Origin of the sequence: Chryseobacterium fluminis (assembly GCF_026314945.1) — a bacterium.
GTDB classification, from domain to species: domain Bacteria; phylum Bacteroidota; class Bacteroidia; order Flavobacteriales; family Weeksellaceae; genus Chryseobacterium; species Chryseobacterium fluminis.
Map to the genome: position 1 here is coordinate 936,957 of NZ_CP111121.1, position 15,372 is coordinate 952,328.

General features: G+C 37.6%; 14 protein-coding genes and 1 pseudogene. 11 read left to right on the forward strand and 4 right to left on the reverse strand.

What is annotated here, in order from left to right; all coding sequences use genetic code 11:
- Positions 1-16: 16 nt before the first annotated feature.
- Entirely contained in the window at positions 17-2,020 is a 2,004-nt protein-coding gene (locus tag ODZ84_RS04265) for a M43 family zinc metalloprotease (protein ID WP_266175762.1), read from the forward strand.
- Positions 2,021-2,159: 139 nt separating this feature from the next.
- Here the strand turns inward: ODZ84_RS04265 and ODZ84_RS04270 are convergent, their stop codons facing one another.
- Positions 2,160-4,181, reverse strand: coding sequence for a hypothetical protein (locus ODZ84_RS04270; RefSeq protein WP_266175763.1), 2,022 nt, complete (start codon positions 4,179-4,181; stop codon positions 2,160-2,162).
- A 135-nt stretch (positions 4,182-4,316) separates the two neighbouring features.
- On the opposite strand from ODZ84_RS04270, the gene ODZ84_RS04275 reads away from it, so the two are divergent.
- Positions 4,317-4,664 (forward strand): DUF4377 domain-containing protein, encoded by a 348-nt coding sequence (locus tag ODZ84_RS04275; protein WP_266175764.1) that lies wholly within the window; start codon positions 4,317-4,319, stop codon positions 4,662-4,664.
- A 49-nt stretch (positions 4,665-4,713) separates the two neighbouring features.
- On the opposite strand, the gene ODZ84_RS04280 is transcribed toward ODZ84_RS04275, so the two are convergent.
- A complete protein-coding gene (locus ODZ84_RS04280) occupies positions 4,714-5,646 on the reverse strand; it encodes an SPFH domain-containing protein (protein WP_266175765.1) in 933 nt (310 codons plus the stop codon).
- Positions 5,647-5,982: 336 nt separating this feature from the next.
- Here ODZ84_RS04280 and ODZ84_RS04285 point away from each other — a divergent pair, with 336 nt between their 5' ends.
- Complete coding sequence (locus ODZ84_RS04285; protein ID WP_266175766.1) at positions 5,983-7,056, forward strand: NAD(P)H-dependent flavin oxidoreductase; 1,074 nt, start codon at positions 5,983-5,985, stop codon at positions 7,054-7,056.
- A 19-nt stretch (positions 7,057-7,075) separates the two neighbouring features.
- On the opposite strand, the gene ODZ84_RS04290 is transcribed toward ODZ84_RS04285, so the two are convergent.
- Positions 7,076-8,431: a deoxyguanosinetriphosphate triphosphohydrolase gene (locus tag ODZ84_RS04290; protein ID WP_266177325.1), complete on the reverse strand. Its 1,356-nt coding sequence runs from the start codon at positions 8,429-8,431 to the stop codon at positions 7,076-7,078.
- A gap of 70 nt (positions 8,432-8,501) precedes the next feature.
- Here ODZ84_RS04290 and ODZ84_RS04295 point away from each other — a divergent pair, with 70 nt between their 5' ends.
- The 3 genes from ODZ84_RS04295 to ODZ84_RS04305 all read left to right on the forward strand — a co-directional run bounded on the left by ODZ84_RS04295 (position 8,502) and on the right by ODZ84_RS04305 (position 11,381).
- On the forward strand, positions 8,502-9,236 hold the full coding sequence (locus tag ODZ84_RS04295; RefSeq protein ID WP_266175767.1) for a DNA-formamidopyrimidine glycosylase family protein: 735 nt from the start codon (positions 8,502-8,504) through the stop codon (positions 9,234-9,236).
- Between the two features lie 13 nt (positions 9,237-9,249).
- Positions 9,250-10,338, forward strand: a complete 1,089-nt coding sequence (locus ODZ84_RS04300) for a hypothetical protein (protein ID WP_266175768.1) — start codon at positions 9,250-9,252, stop codon at positions 10,336-10,338.
- A 383-nt stretch (positions 10,339-10,721) separates the two neighbouring features.
- A complete protein-coding gene (locus ODZ84_RS04305; RefSeq protein WP_266175769.1) occupies positions 10,722-11,381 on the forward strand; it encodes a glycosyltransferase family 32 protein in 660 nt (219 codons plus the stop codon).
- Between the two features lie 21 nt (positions 11,382-11,402).
- Here the strand turns inward: ODZ84_RS04305 and ODZ84_RS04310 are convergent.
- Positions 11,403-11,731 (reverse strand): annotated as a pseudogene (locus ODZ84_RS04310) (DMT family transporter).
- A gap of 952 nt (positions 11,732-12,683) precedes the next feature.
- Between ODZ84_RS04310 and ODZ84_RS04315 the strand changes: the two are divergent.
- The 5 genes from ODZ84_RS04315 (at position 12,684) to ODZ84_RS04335 (ending at position 15,332) form a co-directional block, all read left to right on the forward strand.
- On the forward strand, positions 12,684-12,917 hold the full coding sequence (locus tag ODZ84_RS04315; protein ID WP_266175770.1) for a thioredoxin family protein: 234 nt from the start codon (positions 12,684-12,686) through the stop codon (positions 12,915-12,917).
- 78 nt (positions 12,918-12,995) lie between these two features.
- Complete coding sequence (locus ODZ84_RS04320) at positions 12,996-13,259, forward strand: DUF2024 family protein (RefSeq protein WP_266175771.1); 264 nt, start codon at positions 12,996-12,998, stop codon at positions 13,257-13,259.
- On the forward strand, positions 13,259-13,870 hold the full coding sequence (locus ODZ84_RS04325; protein ID WP_266175772.1) for a MarR family winged helix-turn-helix transcriptional regulator: 612 nt from the start codon (positions 13,259-13,261) through the stop codon (positions 13,868-13,870). The genes ODZ84_RS04320 and ODZ84_RS04325 overlap by 1 nt, the downstream gene beginning before the upstream one ends.
- A 14-nt stretch (positions 13,871-13,884) precedes the next feature.
- Positions 13,885-14,604 carry an AAA family ATPase gene (locus tag ODZ84_RS04330; protein ID WP_266175773.1) on the forward strand — a complete coding sequence of 240 codons (720 nt, stop codon included), beginning with the start codon at positions 13,885-13,887 and terminating at the stop codon, positions 14,602-14,604.
- On the forward strand, positions 14,601-15,332 hold the full coding sequence (locus tag ODZ84_RS04335) for a YggS family pyridoxal phosphate-dependent enzyme (protein ID WP_266175774.1): 732 nt from the start codon (positions 14,601-14,603) through the stop codon (positions 15,330-15,332). Before ODZ84_RS04330 ends, ODZ84_RS04335 begins: the two co-directional genes overlap by 4 nt.
- The last annotated feature ends 40 nt before the right edge of the window (positions 15,333-15,372 follow it).

Genomic DNA, 15,372 nt, shown 5'->3' on the forward strand with positions numbered 1-15,372 from the left:
TAAAATATTATGAGTGATGACTAAATCTATTTTTTCTAAGATTTCCTTAATGCTAACTGTTTTTGCTGTTATCGGAACAGTAAATGCACAACATAAAGAATTAAGGATTAAAATGCAATCAACAGAAGCGAATGCATGCCCTCTGGGGGTCGAGCGATGTGCAACCAACGAGCATGAAGAAGCATTAAGGGCCAAGTTTCCTGGAAGACTTACCACGGAACAATTTGAATCCTGGCTGGCTCCTTTAATTGAAAAAAGCAAGCTGAATAAATCTCAGAACGGAAACATTATCACTATTCCTGTAGTTGTGCATGTTATCCATAGCGGACAGAATATTGGTGTAGCTCCAAATATTCCGGATGCCCAGGTAATCTCTCAAATCACGGTCATGAACAATGACTTCCGAAAATTAGCAAATACCCCTGGATTTAATTCTAATCTGGTAGGGGCCGATACAGAAATACAATTTGCCCTCGCTAAAGTAGATCCGGATGGAAACCCAACTAATGGCATCGATAGAAAAAATCTCTGTCAGGATTACTGGAGCTTAGAACATATCGACAGTATTGTAAAACCTCAGACCATCTGGGATCCCACAAGATATATGAATATGTGGAGTATTGATTTTGCAAGAAGCGGACTTTTGGGATATGCCCAGTTTCCCGACTCTGGACTCCCAGGATTAGCAGCAACCGGAGGGTTAGCTGATACAGATGGCGTAGTTGCAGTGTACAGTACTTTCGGAAGTATGGATTACAATGACGGAACATTTCTTATGCAGCCCGGTTACGACAGAGGGCGAACAATGACCCATGAAGTTGGGCATTTTATAGGATTGAAGCACATCTGGGGAGAGGACGCATGTGGAACAGATTATTGCGCAGATACCCCTACGGCACACAGTGCCAATTATATATGCAATACAGCCAAACCCAGCTGTGATGATCCGGCAGTATATGAGATGGTTCAGAATTACATGGATTACACCCATGATACCTGTATGAACATTTACACCAATGATCAGAAAACAAGAATGAGAGCAGTCATGGATAATTCTCCAAGGAGAATGGAACTGAAAACCTCTCTGGCAGATCAGGCTATTCCGTTATTTCCCAATGATGCCGAAATAAGGTACGAAGGAGGCTGTGCTGCCGGTGTATCTAACTGCGGTTCCGGTGTACTGCGCATCGTTCTTTATAACCGAGGAAGCAGCAATCTCACATCATCGGTAATTTCTTACTCTTTTAACGGAGGCCCTGCCCAGACTTATAACTGGACCGGTAATTTAGCTCAGGATAAATCCGATGTGATTCTTATTCCTGTGGATCCTACGGCACCGTCTTCACCGGTTTCTGCTTCTATCGTATCTGTAAATGGAAGCGCTGACCAAAGAGCTAGCAATAATGTTTCTTCTGGAAATTATATAAAACCCGCAACACCCGAGTATTTTGACACCACCGTTGTAACATTCAAATTACAGAGAGACCGGTATGGCAGTGAAACAAAATGGAATTTAAAAAACAGTGCAGGACAGGTCATCAAATCAGGATCATATTCCAATACCCAGACTGGACAGCCCGATCCTTCGCTGATCACACAAACGTGGACCTTACCCCAGGACTGCTATGTATTTACCATTTCTGATGATTACGGAGATGGCTTAAGTGATGGTGCCTACGTAGATTTATCAACAAGTTCAGGACAGGTTATTTTTCATGCTACTGATAATTTTACTTATTATACTACAAAAGCATTTACAACTCAAAACAATTTAGGGGCAGGCGGCGATACAAGGGTCCAAAAAGTTGGTATATATCCTAATCCGACCGGTGATATCATCAATATTACGAACATTTCAGGAAAAACAAACTTTGAAATCCATAATATGGTAGGTCAAATCATTAAAAAAGGAGAAATCATCAATAAACAGGTGCCTGTTTCTGAACTTAGTACCGGCGCATATATTATAACAATTAATAACGATACCATATCTGAAGATATTAAATTCATTAAGAAATAAATAAAAAAAACTCAATGAAAAGAGGCCTTCTCACATCTGTGAAGAAGGCCTCTTTTGCAATTTTCTCAATTTATAAAACAAAGTTATTTCTGTATAATCCACTTAAAAAAAACTTAATCATATTGATTCCGCTTCAACTCTATTTAAATTTCTTTTTAAAGCTGAATTTCAGCATATTCATCAGTCCGGGTTCAATAATGTCAATCCCCAGCCCGAAATTGCTGTCTGCCACCTGATGATGGGCCTCTCTGAACGCCTCAAAATCACGCTCAGGAATTTCGAGATTGACCAAGGGCTTATAATCTATAGAAACAGTTGCTCCGTTTTTGGTTACTTTTTTGCGACTGGTATAATCAAAATACGGATTTGAAATGGTACATTCCTGGACCGTATATTTTTCATTGGTATCAATTTTCTGGTCCGTATAAAGATTGATTTCGTATTTCTCACTGTCGAAATTATGCCAGAAAAGCAGATCCTTATGAATAAAATCTCTGGCGCTGGCTTTGATGACATTTCTGTCAAAATACATTAAAAACCGGTTCTTCTGAGGATCCACGAAATAAGGATTTTCTACATGTGCCTGATACTGAATTCTAAACTCGTTCAGTTTTTTATCATCTCCAATGACATCAATTGTTGCATCTTTAAAGACATTCCGCACATCGGTACCGTTTCTGTCACCTGCATAATTTAAACTGTAAAATAAAAAGTTGTTCCAGCTGTCTATGATTTCCCGTTTGTTGGTATTCTTAAAGAACCTTCTCATCGCGTTAGCGCGATTTCCCTTATATAATGTCGTTAATCTTAACTGCCCGGTATTCCCCTCTGTATTAAACTCCACTTTTTCATCGATACAGCAATAAGGATACCTATAAGACTTTCGCTCCTGCAGTTCGCTGTCCTGTTTTATTTCAAGATAATGCATAAAATAAATAAAACCGCGGTTTTCCAGTAATCCGAACTCATCACGGATCGTTGCATCTACAAAATATGATTCCCCCTGATGATTAATCTTTACAATAACATGATTGAAGCTTAGCAGGGACGGCAGATAATATTTTATATAAAAATCAGTATGAAAATTCACTAAAACAATAGAAGAATCTACTCCCAGATAGTCCAGAATAACTTTTAACAGTACCGATTTTGCCTTACAGTCCCCCTGTTTGGTTTCATACGTTTTTGCAGGCTCCTGAGGTTTGTGCCCATTCATTTCATCTGCATTAAAAATGTAGTAAATATTATTCTGCACATACTCAATAGCGAACTGAATTTTCTCGTCTGCATCCACTATAGCGTCTAATTTTTCAACAAAGTCGGGAGCAAATTCGTTAAGAGAAGATCTGCTGAAAATCTCTTCATAAATAGGCGCAATATAATTTGACAAATCTTTCCAGCTGCTTTCCGTAGCAAAATCGATGAAAGGAAAAATTTCACGGCTGGCATCTACGGGATTGATATAATTCTCTTCTTCAATAAGGAATTTTTCACCTTTTTTAAGATAACCGACTTCAGGTGGTATCACCTCTCCTTTTTCATCTCTGAAAAATGTCTTTTTATACGCAACGGTCTCACTTCGATCATTAATGAAAGTAAATTTAAAGGTTCCATAGGCCCAGTAATTATCGGGACTTACCCATACGTGTTTCGAAAATGCTTTTCTTAAAAAGTCGCGGTCTGTAAACGCTTTTACCCTGGAATCTTCCATAATCAGAATATCGTAAAGCCTCAGATCCTTAATGGTGATATTAATCTTTTTGTTACTGCTTAAGACCCCGCCACTGCTCTGGTTTTCGCTGTCCAGCACTTTGATTTTGGTATCCTGGATTTTATCTACTAAAATACCATCTCTCAAAACACTGATTCTGTGAATGTAATAAATTTCATTTTCTTCCACCACAACTTCCGAAACGGATGCTCTTTCAAGATTTCCGGGCTCATTTAAAGTATAAGCCATGCAGACATACTCACTGTTTTCCGTATTGCTGGTATAATATTTTTTATCAAGAAAATAACAGTAATCGCGTCCTTCATCAGCCTGTTTTCTTGCAAATTCAGAATCTTTTATACGGTTTATCAGTTCCTGATCTTCAATATTTCCGGCCCACGCTTCAGGTTTTTGAATTCTGTAATTTTCAATTTGAATTTGATTATCCATTTTGTATTATTTGGTTTAATTTATATTAAGGACACCCAAATTAATTAATTAAATAATAAAAAGCAAGCATTAAAAGGCAACTTTCATCAGGTAGATTTGGGCACAGTAATTGTTCTTTTGCCTAAAAATGTATAGATGAACAAAATGAAAAATATTATAAAAGGAATAATTCCCATGCTTTCTTTATTTACGGCACTGCAATGCACCACTTCCTCAGGAATGTCCGGTGAAAATACGAAAACCATTATCGTAGGACCACAAACTGCAGATTGTACAGGAGTTGCTCCCATGAAATGCCTTCAGGTAAAAGAAACTCCTGCAGGGGAATGGAGTAATCTGTATTCTAATATCGAAGGATTTACTTACGAACCCGGGTATGAATATGTTCTGAAAATAAAAACCGAAAAATTAGCTAATCCTCCCGCGGACGGCTCTTCCATCAGATACACTCTTATCAGACAAGTTTCTAAAACTAAGAAATAAAAAAAATCCCTTTCAACCGAAAAGGGATTTGTTATGGTAAGAATTATGTTTAATAATCTCTGTTTTTGGGCGGATCGGGTAATTGTGCTTTACTATATTCATCCATTTTCTGCGTTGCGGCCATCGAAACAACCAGATCATTCAGCATAGAACTCGCTGCTGTAGGAGAATTCGGAAGCAAAACCAAATTACTCCTGTTATTAGCTCCGATAGAATTTAAGGTATCATAATGCTGTGTAACGACAATTAATGCTGATGCTTCCTGCGCGTTGATATTGGCAGCATTCAACATTTTTACGGATTCTTCCAGACCTTTTGCAATTTCCCGCCTTTGGTCTGCGATTCCCTGCCCCTGAAGTTTTTTAGACTCTGCCTCTGCTCTGGCTACGGCTACAATTCTGATTCTCTGCGCTTCAGATTCATATTCCGCTGCCGTTTTTTCCCGCTCTGCCGCATTGATTCTGTTCATCGCATGTTTTACCTGCTCATCGGGATCGATATCAGTGACCAAAGCTTTGATAATGTCATACCCGTAACTTTGCATTGATTCCTGTAATTCACTTTTAACAGCAATCGCAATATCGTCTTTCCTTACGAAGACATCATCTAATTTCGTTTTCGGAACTTCTGCACGGACAACGTCGAAAACATAAGAAGTAATTTGATTTTCAGGATTCTCGAGACGGTAATACGCATCTTTTACATTTTCTCTGATCACCTGATACTGCACGGAAACTTTCATTTTAATGAAAACATTGTCCAGGGTTTTGGTATCAATAATAACATCCAGCTGTTGAATTCTGAGATTCAGACGTTTAGAAATCTGATCTAAAAACGGAATTTTCAAATGCAGACCTGCATGACTGACTTTTAAGAATTTGCCTAATCTTTCTACTACTGCTGCAGACTCCTGCTTGACCGTAAAAAAAGAGGCGAACAATGTGATCAGTCCGAAAAATGCTAAAATACCTAAATATACCATAGTTTTAATTTTTATTTTTAATGTGTCGTAATAATGAATGTTGTGTTTCATTAAATATAGTAAAAAATTAGGACTTATAATAAGCAAGCCGGGAAACAGAGCATAAGGGATGTCAGAGAAGCATTCAATATAACTTAAAAATTTTCATATTTTAACGCTTTTTTTCCATCTGAATATGATTAATTTTGATGGGTGATTCTCATTACCTGATTCAGATGAAATAGTAAAAATCATGTTTCAAATAGTCTTTTTTATAGATTAAAAGTTATGGTAACCATAAATAATATTAACCGCTGTAGAACCTCAAACCGATTCTAATTAAAAAATAGTAAACTTATGTGGAATAGAAACAGAATAACAGATTTACTCGGCATAGAATATCCGATTTTCCAGGGACCGTTCGGTGGCGGACTGTCAACCGTTGAATTGACGACAACCGTCAGCAGACTTGGCGGGTTGGGAGGTTATGGTGCCTATACCCTGTCTCCTCAGGAAATTTATGATGCCGATCAGCAGATAAAATCAATAACCGACCATCCGTATAACCTGAACCTTTGGGTGAATGATCACGATATTGTTGATCAGGAGCATACACAAAAGCAGTATCAGAAAACAGCAGAAATCTTTAAACCTTATTACGACCGTTTAAATACAGAGCTTCCACCACTTCCACCCTCTTTTGAATCAAGATTTCAGAATCAGTTGCAGGTGGTCTTTGATATTAAACCTAAAGTTTTCAGCTTTATGTATGGGCTTTTGGATGCGGATGTTATCGATCGGCTAAAAAATCAGGGAACCGTAGTTGTCGGAAATGCCACGACAGTAGACGAAGCCGTTGCATTAGAAAATATTGGCGTTGATGTTATTGCAGCTTCAGGCTTTGAAAGCGGAGGCCACAGACCTTCATTCCTGGAAAAAGCAGAACTTTCAACGACCGGTACTTTCGCTTTGATCCAACTGATAAAAGATAAGGTAAAAACTCCGCTCGTCGCCGCCGGCGGAATTGCCAATGGCAGGGGAATAAAGGCAGCAATGACTTTAGGAGCAGAAGGCGTACAGATCGGGACGGCATTTTTAGCAACTGAAGAATCCGGAGCATTGCCGGTTCACAAAGAATTTTTGTTCTCGGAAGCCGCAAAATCCACTACTCTTTCCAGGGCTTACACCGGAAGATTAGGACGCGGAATCACCACGGACATTAGCGGTGAATTGCTGTATGCAACCGATCAGACGTTGCCTTTCCCGCTGCAGACGACTTTTATGGCACCTATGAGAAAAGCAGCACTGGAACAGAAAAAGCATGAACTGGTTTTTTTCTGGTGCGGCCAGATCGCCCCCATCTTGAAATATAAAAGTGCTACCGCTTTAATGAAATCTCTCATTGAAGAAGCAGATGAGTTGATGAGGTAAGAAGGATTGAAGCTGATTGTTAAACCGTCATCCCGATATCAATTCCCTTGATCTTCCGGTAAAGGTCGGTAGCATAGTTGTCCGTCATTCCGGATACAAAATCGATCACGCCCAGGACTTTCTGATAATCGGTACCTTCATCATACACGAATTGTTTGGGTATTAATTTCAGTGCTTTTTTATCGTATGATTTTCTGTCGTCAGCAGATTTTAAAATCGAAGGAATAAAATGATCCAGCAGTTCGTACATTACATTGTAACCTGCATTCTCGATCTCCACCACAGCTTTGTGATTGTAAATTTTCTCAATAGAAAAGCTTTCGATATCCTGCAATGCATTGTTCTCTGATTTATAAATATCGAGAAGTCCTTTCTCCAGACTACCTTCAAGTATGGTATTGAAATTACTTTTATAAAGCTCAATGGATTTATTGATTAACGCATTGATCACCTTTGCCCTCAGATAGGAAATCTGTTCATTTTCATTGCCAATGGAATTAAGCTTATGCTCCACTTTATTAACGTCATCGGTTTCAGATCTTACCAGTTCAAAGAAAAGATTTTTACAGTCTGCAGTAGAAACAATGCCTAACCTGTGAGCATCCTCCATATCGATAATGTTATAGCAAATGTCATCTGCAGCTTCTACCAGCCAGACAAACGGATGCCTTTTAAAAATATACGGCTCTTCACTCTCAGGGATCAAACCGGTTGCTTTGGCAATCTCAAGAAAAATATCTTTTTCATTCTGGAAAAACCCGAATTTCTTCCGGTGAAGGATTGCTTTATCCCGGGCGATCGCTTCACAAGGATATTTGGCGATACTTGCTAAGGTAGCAAACGTAAGCTGTATTCCTCCTGCATCTTTTCCCTGCTGCTGCTGAGCCAGCACCCTGATCGCATTGGCATTACCTTCAAAATTTACCAGATCTGCCCATTCTTTTTCGCTGAATTTAGGCTTTAAATCATTTTCATTTCTTTCAAAATAACTGGCAATCGCATCTTCCCCGGAATGGCCGAATGCCGGATTTCCAACATCATGACAAAGACAGCCGGCTGCAATAACATTTCCTAAATTATGGAGGTAAAAATTTTTAGAATCTTCCGTCAGATCACCTGTAAAGCTGTCATGGATAAATTCTCCGATGACACTTCCCAAACTGCGTCCGACAGACGAAACTTCCAGTGAATGCGTCAGACGGTTGTGTACAAAAACACTTCCAGGAAGCGGAAAAACCTGGGTTTTGTTCTGAAGTCTCCTGAAAGCCGAAGAAAAAATAATTCTGTCAAAATCTCTCTGAAAATCCGTTCTTGAAGCTTTAGTATGTGGATTGTTTCCCGTACGCTGATTGGTGAAAATCTGATTTAAGTTCATCATTTTTCAAAATTACTTCAAATTTTACTTTTACGGAATAATATTTGAATTTTTATCGAAAAAAACAGCCATGCCGGAAGGTCCTACCATTGTATTAATGAAAGAAGATCTGCAGAAATTTACAGGTAAAAAAGTAATAAAAGCAGATGGGAATGCCCAATTTGAAAAAGCCCCCTTAGAAGGGAAAATTTTACTTGAAATCCGAACGTTCGGAAAGCAGACTTACCTTGTTTTTGATGAGTTCGCCATCAGGATTCATTTATTGATGTTCGGTTCTTATGAAGTGGATGAAAATACCAAACCGGACCGGCAGCTGCGTTTGTCGCTCAACTTTAAAGAGGGTGCCGTATATTTTTACACCTGCAATGTGAAACGGGTAGACCTTGAATTTCTGTCAGGCATCGATTGGGAAGCTGATGTGATGAGCGACGGTTGGAACGCTGAAAAAGCCAAAAAGAAATTAAAATCAAATCCCGAAATGATGGTGTGCGATGCATTAATGGATCAGGATATTTTTTCAGGAGTGGGAAATATCATCAAAAATGAAGTACTTTTCAGAATCGGAGTGCAGCCGGAAAGCATGTTGGGAAAGATGCCTGCCAGAAAGATCAGTGAACTTATTACAGAAGCCCGGAACTACAGTTTTGACTTTTTACAATGGAAAAGAGATTTTGTGCTTAAAAAGCATTGGCTCGCACACACTAAAAAAATCTGTCCCAAGTGCGGAAACAAGATGATCAAAAAACAGACAGGACTGGGAAAAAGAAGAAGTTTTTACTGTGAAACCGACCAGAAATTATACTAAAGATTACCACCTGATGAAATTATTTTATTTAACACTCATTTCTTTTGCAACTTTATCCTGTCAGGATTATAGGACTGAAAAAAACTGTTTTGAAGATGGTAAAGATAAGAAAATTCACTACAAGGAATTTACAATCGACCGCCCGGAAGATATTTTACAGGCCAATCCGCATCATGTGAAATTTTCTGTGAGTAAGCACGTAGATAGCTATGAGGAAAATTATAATAATGACAGGAATCTGAATATAAGTGATGAAAGTATATGGAGAAAAAGGGCTGAAGAATATCAATTAAGATTCAAAGAACTGATCAGCCATTTCGGAGATCAGTTCGTTTATAAGAATATACAGCAGAATAACAGGGAGACCTACGGAATCGGAGAAAATCAATTCGGATACTGGTTTCTGGAAGTCAAAAATGGTGTTCCGAACGCCTGTTATCTTGGACTAAGCAAATTCACCTACCTTAATGACCGACAGCCTGTCAGTTTTATCACCGGTAATACGCTGGTCGCCTATGGCAGTTTTATCCGGATCAGTAAAAGCTGGGGATATCCTTTCGGTCCTCCAAGTGAAGCAGTAAAGGATCGGTTGGTTTTTGAAATTGATTTGGATATCGTCAGAAAAGATACGGATCATGACCGATTCAATGATTTATTTGAAACGTTAATTTTATTAGACCCAAAATCTTCGGACACTGATCAGGATGGTATCCCGGATTTCACAGACATGAATCCGCTATACAAATCAGAAAACTCGAAGTTTTCAAATCTTTATTCCCTGATAATCGACAGCGAATATGAGAATTTTCATTTTTCAAAAAGCAACTACTTTTTTACAGGATATTTTTCAGACTGCGATTATTTTCAGAAAGCCTCACCTAAAAATGTGAAAATTCTGATCTATCCTGAAAAGGAAATGAATCATTTACAGTCAGACTATAAATTGGGAATGTTTCCCTACTATCTGGGAAGAATTAAAAAAGATAAACAGGAGAACAAATTTTATATTAATTATGGAAGCGGCAGTGGCGGCGGGTCTATCGAGGCTGTATTTATCAATAAAAAATGGACTGTAAAAAAGATTTCCACCTATAACATCTGACCTACGATTTGATAGGTTTAATACTTACCAATACCCTATCTTCTTCTATGCATGGAAAGCTTATTTAAGGTATCAATATTTGTAGTTGTAAGACTATATTACCGGATATTAAAATTTTAAATCCACTTCTCTCTAAGACTTGGTACAATAGCGAATGTCTTACCTCAAAATAGATCAACCTACACTTCTATTGTCTGTTTAAAAAAACAAAAATTAATCAAATGATTGATTTAACTTTTACATAAAAGAGTGATCTAACTGTCAATTTACTGAAGAGACATACAGCGAAAATAGATAGTTCAATCGATTAATTAACAATTATTTAGTTATGCGCTATTACATTTTCAATCTGAATTCTCTTATGTTTTATTAAATTTAAATCCATGTCCATTCCAAAACAAATATTTCAGACTTTTAAAACTAAAAAACTTCCCCTGATCACAAAACTGCATATCTGGTATATGAAAAGAAAAAATCCTGAGTACCGGTATTTTTTCTATGATGATCAGGATATTGAAAGGTTTCTCACCGACGAATTCCCTCCTGAATATATAGAAAGCTATCATAAACTCACCATCGGAGCGGCTAAAGCAGATTTTTTCAGATATGCCATTCTGTATAAAAAAGGAGGCGTGTATCTTGATATCGACAGTGCCATTACCAGACCGTTACGGTATCTCGTCAGAGAAAACGATAAAGCCATTATCAGTACGGAAAGACATCCTAATTTATATGTGCAATGGGGTTTAATCTTCAGTAAAAATCATCCTTTTCTGAAAAAAACCCTTGAACTGATGATTGATAATATCCAGACCCACCGATACCCTAATGATGTCCATTCGACCACAGGTCCTACGGTCTTTAGTTTAGGAATCAAAACTTCGCTGGAAGAAAATCCGGATATCCCGTACCGTTTATTTGACGGAATTGAATTTCGAGGATATCTGAAGTTTAAGTACAAACTTGGCAAATTTTTCCTTTATGAAAAGAGGGCTGAACATTGGAAACAACAGCAGAAAACCCAGGACATCATAGCTTCCTGATTTGAATTAAGATTTTCACCATCAGTGTGATCCCATTTTTGAAAATAGGTTAATCACCAAAACACCGATTACCATTAATAGTATTCCTATAATTGCCGGCGTATCAGGAATCTGTTTAAAAGCCAGGATCCCGATAATCGTAACAGCTACTATCCCTGTGCCCGGCCAGACGGCGTAGGCTATTCCTATTGGAACCTGGCGAAGGGTAAGGCTTAACAGGTAAAAGGTCGCCACATATCCTAAAGCAGTAATCACCGAAGGAATAACCCGGGTAAACTGTTCTGACTTTTCAAAAAAGTAGTCGCCACAATTTCATATAATGCCAATACCAAATAAATGTAACTACGCATCATATAATAACAGTTTCTGTAAAACTACTGAAAACTGAGATCCTACCCGAAATTCATTTAAAAAGAAACATTAGGTTCACATTAGAGTGATTAAAATTCTAATGTTAATTGTTTTTTAATGTAAAATTTTCTATCTGTGATAAAATTTTGCTTCTATATTTATTAATATTATGCATATCATTTAATCTTTTTTGTATTATCAAGTCTTAAACAGAAGCCCTCAAAGCATTAGCAGATTTTTAAAAATTTACAGATAAAACAATAAAAATAACATTAATTTTTGAAAAATGTATTAAATATTTGTAAACAAAAAGAGACTAAAACTTAACAACAACATACGTAAGTACCTGATAAACATCATAATTATTTCATTTGACACTTCATTATAAAGTGGTAATATTGCAATGTAAAATTGATAATAATAAGTCAAATAATTAAAAATAAAACAAAAATGGTAACTTACATCGGAATCGCAACATGTTTAGTAGTATTCGCTTCTTATTTTATGACGGTAAGAAGAGAAAATAACTAGAAACTTTTTAAGGCTGAATCAGTCCAGTATATGAAGATATGATGGTATTGTTATGTTTTAATCTGGATAATCAGATCTGCTCTTTTACTCAACCGGAGTAAAAGAGCGGCAAAACATAATCTAAAACGCAGACAATTTTAATTTTTATAATAGCCGATAGGGTCGAACGAAAGTTCGGCCTTTTTTATTGACATAGAATTTCGAAGAGTGTTTATCATATATAAGGCTCTAATATTAATCACCTAATATTGTTGGATCAATTTAAGTTAAGGCAATTATGATAAACGCAACTCTTTCAACTCCTTACATTAATTAAACAGCTGTCAAAATGTTAAAATTATGTTAATTTTACAAATTTAATCTATTTAGTTAGGATAACTAACTAAATTTGCTTCAGTAATTAATTTAATACAATCAACAATGAAAAAATCAGTTTTTTATCATGCAGGATGTCCTGTCTGTGTAAGTGCAGAGCACGACATTATCTCATTAATCGGCCAGGAAAATGTGGAAATTGTACATCTTGGAGACAACAGAGAAAGGATTGAAGAAGCTGAAAAGGCAGGTTTAAAGTCTGTCCCAGCTTTAGTGACACCTAACGGAAATGTTCTTCACATTAATTTCGGTGCGTCTTTAGAAGACGTAAAAGGTTAAAAAAATTTGCTTCACATAGTTAGGACTACTACATTTGTGAAGCATTTTATATTATTATCATAAAAAAAATAAGTTAATATGCAAATAGCAGTCTGGGATACATATGTGACCAAAAAAGACGGATCAGTAATGCATTTTGATATTATTGCTCCCAGAGAAATTACCGACACCGCAGTTATCTACGGATACGGAAAAGATTATCTAAAGGGAAAAGGAATGGAAAATCCGGACCTTACCTCTAAAGAATGCAGTTTCTGCCACACCGAGGCGGTACTGCCCGAATGGGAAGCCGAAATCAGAAAAAAAGGCTATACCATTATAGAAATGGAAAATTGTAATTGATGAATGAATCAGATTTTAATTTAAGACATCAAAACCAGAACACGGAAAGCAAAATCGTAGCTTCTTTAGAGAGGATCTCACAGGCTTTCCGTGTTTTACTGTGGCAGGAAAGTAAAGAGCATGCATTGAGTCCGATCCAGGTACAGGTTCTCATTTTTCTCCTGAATCACAGTGATGAAAAAAGAAAGGTAAGCTACCTGGCAGACGAATTCAATATGACGAAAGCTACCATCAGCGAAACCGTAAAATCGCTTGAATTAAAAAATCTGATCACCAAAGAATATGAACCTCATGATACCCGCAGCTACATCATTCATCTGAGTCAAAAGGGAAAAGAAATAGCGGATAAAACTTCTTATTTTACAAAGGATATCACTGCGCCTGTCCGGCTGCTGGATGAGGAAAGCAAAGAAAATATGCTCCATAGTCTGTTTGGCATTATCCGGCAGCTCAATATATCGGGAGTTATAACGATTCAGAGAATGTGTGCAACCTGTGTGTATTTTCGTCCTTCAGAGAATGGAAAAGAGCCTTTCTGTAAACTTCTGGAACGGACTTTATATGCTGAAGATCTGCGGATCGACTGCCCCGAACATATGATGAAAGTTTAATTGAAAATAAAAAAATGAATCTGTACAACCTTATAATTCAGGATAAAGAGCCTGTAACGCTGAACGATGTTTTCCTTGACCCGCAAAATAAGGAACAATTTGTACAGCTGATCAAAGAAAATACCTATTCAAAAGAATTACAGGAGTATGGTCTCCCCGTCAACAATAAGATCCTTCTGCAGGGGAGTTCAGGATGCGGAAAAACCATGACGGCCAAGGCAGTCGCTAATGCTTTGGGTAAAAATATCATTATCCTTAATTTAAGCAATATTGTCTCTTCAAGAATTGGGGAAACCTCCCAGAATATTAAAATGATTTTTGATAAGGCTGCACGTGAAAGATCGGTCCTTTTTCTTGATGAGCTCGATCAGATCGGTAAAGCGAGGGGCAGCGATGACAAAGATGTGGGCGAAATGAGACGTCTTGTAAACACCCTGATCCAGCTGATCGATTATTTTCCCGAAAATGCACTGCTGCTGTGCGCGACCAATCATCCGGAAATCATAGATGCAGCGCTGATCAGACGTTTTCAGCTAAAAATTAATTATGAAATGCCTTCCAATGATTTTCTGGACCGTTTTTATGATAATTTACTATCGAAATTCCCTGAAGATTTAGGAAAAATTGACCGGAAGTATGGGGTTTCTTTTGCTGAAGCAAAAGACCATACTTTTACCGTAGTGAAAGGAAATTTAATCCGTAAACTGGAAATTCAACATCAAACACAGTCATGAAAGAAAATCTGCTCCACAACCTGAAGATCATCAACCAAAGAATAAAAAATGCCTGTATCCGTACAGGCCGGAATGTTGATGAGGTAAAATTATTACTGGCCACAAAAACCGTTTCAGCAGAAAGAATAAAAATAGCTCTGGAAAACGGAGAAACTTTAATTGCCGAAAATAAAGTTCAGGAATTAAAGGAAAAATATGAAGATTTAAAAAATATCCCTCACGAAAATCATTTTATCGGGCATCTTCAGACCAATAAAATAAAGGATATTCTGAAGTATGACGTCAGCTGCGTCCAATCTGTTGACCGTCTTGAACTTGCCGAAAAACTTCACCAGAGACTTTTAACGGAAGGAAGAACCATGGATATCTTTATTCAGGTGAATACTTCAAATGAAGAAAGTAAGTTCGGTATTCATCCCGATCTTGCTATCGATCTGGTAAAAAAAGTGGCTGAACTGAATAGCTTAAGAATCAGAGGCCTCATGACCATCGGCTTATTCAGTGCTGAAACCGAGAAGGTACGTGCCTGCTTTAAAATTCTGAAAAACCTCCAGCAGGAAATCATCCGTCAAAATATCCCGGATGTGGAGGTGAAAGAACTGTCGATGGGAATGAGCGGAGATCTCGAAACAGCCATTGAAGAAGGTTCTACCATGGTGCGGGTGGGAACAGCCGTTTTCGGGGAGAGGATTTACCCGGATTCCTACTATTGGGATGAAGGAAAGTGATAAACAACGAATGGGCATTCAGAATAGATAATTAATCAGC

Bases quoted from the DNA above. Each gene is read 5' to 3' on its own strand.
- ODZ84_RS04265 (WP_266175762.1), top strand. From the start codon at position 17: ATGACTAAATCTATTTTTTCTAAGATTTCCTTAATGCTAACTGTTTTT.
- ODZ84_RS04270 (WP_266175763.1), bottom strand. From the start codon at position 4,181: ATGGATAATCAAATTCAAATTGAAAATTACAGAATTCAAAAACCTGAA.
- ODZ84_RS04275 (WP_266175764.1), top strand. From the start codon at position 4,317: ATGAACAAAATGAAAAATATTATAAAAGGAATAATTCCCATGCTTTCT.
- ODZ84_RS04280 (WP_266175765.1), bottom strand. From the start codon at position 5,646: ATGGTATATTTAGGTATTTTAGCATTTTTCGGACTGATCACATTGTTC.
- ODZ84_RS04285 (WP_266175766.1), top strand. From the start codon at position 5,983: ATGTGGAATAGAAACAGAATAACAGATTTACTCGGCATAGAATATCCG.
- ODZ84_RS04290 (WP_266177325.1), bottom strand. From the start codon at position 8,431: ATGAACTTAAATCAGATTTTCACCAATCAGCGTACGGGAAACAATCCA.
- ODZ84_RS04295 (WP_266175767.1), top strand. From the start codon at position 8,502: ATGCCGGAAGGTCCTACCATTGTATTAATGAAAGAAGATCTGCAGAAA.
- ODZ84_RS04300 (WP_266175768.1), top strand. From the start codon at position 9,250: ATGAAATTATTTTATTTAACACTCATTTCTTTTGCAACTTTATCCTGT.
- ODZ84_RS04305 (WP_266175769.1), top strand. From the start codon at position 10,722: ATGTCCATTCCAAAACAAATATTTCAGACTTTTAAAACTAAAAAACTT.
- ODZ84_RS04315 (WP_266175770.1), top strand. From the start codon at position 12,684: ATGAAAAAATCAGTTTTTTATCATGCAGGATGTCCTGTCTGTGTAAGT.
- ODZ84_RS04320 (WP_266175771.1), top strand. From the start codon at position 12,996: ATGCAAATAGCAGTCTGGGATACATATGTGACCAAAAAAGACGGATCA.
- ODZ84_RS04325 (WP_266175772.1), top strand. From the start codon at position 13,259: ATGAATGAATCAGATTTTAATTTAAGACATCAAAACCAGAACACGGAA.
- ODZ84_RS04330 (WP_266175773.1), top strand. From the start codon at position 13,885: ATGAATCTGTACAACCTTATAATTCAGGATAAAGAGCCTGTAACGCTG.
- ODZ84_RS04335 (WP_266175774.1), top strand. From the start codon at position 14,601: ATGAAAGAAAATCTGCTCCACAACCTGAAGATCATCAACCAAAGAATA.